Consider the following 1658-nt stretch of genomic DNA (forward strand, 5'->3'; position numbering starts at 1 on the left):
CCTTCCATGCGTGCGATGCGGCGCGCGGTGGCGGCACCGAGCGAAGACAGCGTGGACAGGCTGGCGGCCAGGGTCCGGCCCTCGTCGGCGTGTCCACGCTGTCTTCGCTCGGTGCCGCCACCGCGCGCCGCATCGCACGCATGGAAGGCGCCGAAGGCGAACTGGCGATCGACGACTGCTGCTGCGCCGACGCCGCACGCCGCCCTGCCGCGCGCGCTCCCGGCGACCTGCCGCTGGTCCGCCTGTGACCTGATTGCGATGGATTGCTTGTCGGCCAGGATGGCCTTTCCACGAAACCTGCAACCCCGAAGGAAGACCCGATGAAGTTCCAGACAGCCAGCGTGATGGTGCTGCTCGCCGCCAGTGGCGCCGCCAGCGCGCAGCCCTCCGACATCGCCCGCGACCATGACAGCATCCTTGCCATGCAGGGGGAGTACACGGTGGATTTCGCCTTCGATGAGACCGTGCTGCTGAAGCCGGGCTACGAGCGCGCGCCGGCCATGCGCAGCGGTGGCAACGAAGTGGTGATCGTGGTCGAGGACACGCCGAAGCGCATCGTGCTGCAGCACCTGCTGCTGGACGAGAAGAGCGGCCACGTGACCAAGCACTGGCGGCAGGACTGGGTGTATGAAGCGCCGAACCGCTTCGAGTTCAGCGCCGACCAGACCTGGCAGGTGCGCACGATCGCGGCCGCAACCAACCAGGGCGCCTGGACCCAGTGCGTGTACGAAGTCAGCGATGCACCGCGCTACTGCGGCACTGGCACGTGGACCTACCTCAACAACGTACCGACCTGGACCAGCGACATCAGCTGGCGGCCGCTGCCACGCCGCGAGTACACCAAGCGCAGCGATTACAACGCGCTGGCCGTGGTCAACCGCCACACCCTGACCCCGAACGGCTGGACCCACGAGCAGTTCAACACCAAGGTGCAGCGCAACGCGGATGGCAGCCAGGTGGAAATCGCCCGCGAATTCGGCTTCAACGACTACATCAGGACCACCGAGGTCGACTTCACCCCGGCGCGCGATTACTGGAAGGCCACCGCCGGTTACTGGAGCAAGGTGCGCCAGCGCTGGGACGGTTTCCTGACCCAGGCCCCGGGCGTGCACCTGAAGACCAAGCTCGACGGCATGGCGATGATCATCCCGTTGTTCACCCAGGCCGAGGACGTGCAGGCCGGCAAGAAGGTGAAGGACAAGCAGATCGACGAAGTCTTCGCCAAGTACGTAAAAAAGGCGCCGAAGGAAGGTTGATCGGCGCGCTGCGGTGCCGGCCTTGCCCGGCACCGTATCCACGCATGGCGTGGATCTACCGGGATCATCGGCACTGCATCCACGCATGACGTGGATCTACTGGGACCATCGGCGCTGCATCCACGCATGGCGTGGATCTACTGGGATCATCGGCGCTGCATCCACGCATGGCGTGGATCTACTGGGGCTCGTTAGTAGATCCACGCCATGCGTGGATGCCTTTGCTTTCACAACGGCGTCAGGCCTCGCGCAATGCCAATGCCGGTGGCGTGTGCAGGATCCGACGGGTGCCCAGCCAACCAGCCAGCAGGCTCAGGCCGATGCCGAGCAGGCCACCCAGCAGCAAGCCCGGCCACGGCGGCAGCAGCGGCAGTTCGAACACCTTCTGCGACACCGCCACGC

At 66.0% G+C, this 1658-nt stretch carries 1 protein-coding gene and 1 pseudogene; both read left to right on the forward strand.

The window, feature by feature from the left end; genetic code table 11:
• Nucleotides 1-248, forward strand: a pseudogene (locus tag AB4Y84_RS21050) (Hemin transport protein); the annotation flags it as partial.
• Nucleotides 249-320: 72 nt separating this feature from the next.
• Nucleotides 321-1256, forward strand: a complete 936-nt coding sequence (locus AB4Y84_RS21055) for a DUF6607 family protein (protein ID WP_442244643.1) — start codon at nt 321-323, stop codon at nt 1254-1256.
• Nucleotides 1257-1658 lie beyond the last annotated feature (402 nt).

Source organism: Stenotrophomonas sp. 2YAF22 (assembly GCF_052114665.1).
GTDB classification, from domain to species: domain Bacteria; phylum Pseudomonadota; class Gammaproteobacteria; order Xanthomonadales; family Xanthomonadaceae; genus Stenotrophomonas; species Stenotrophomonas indicatrix.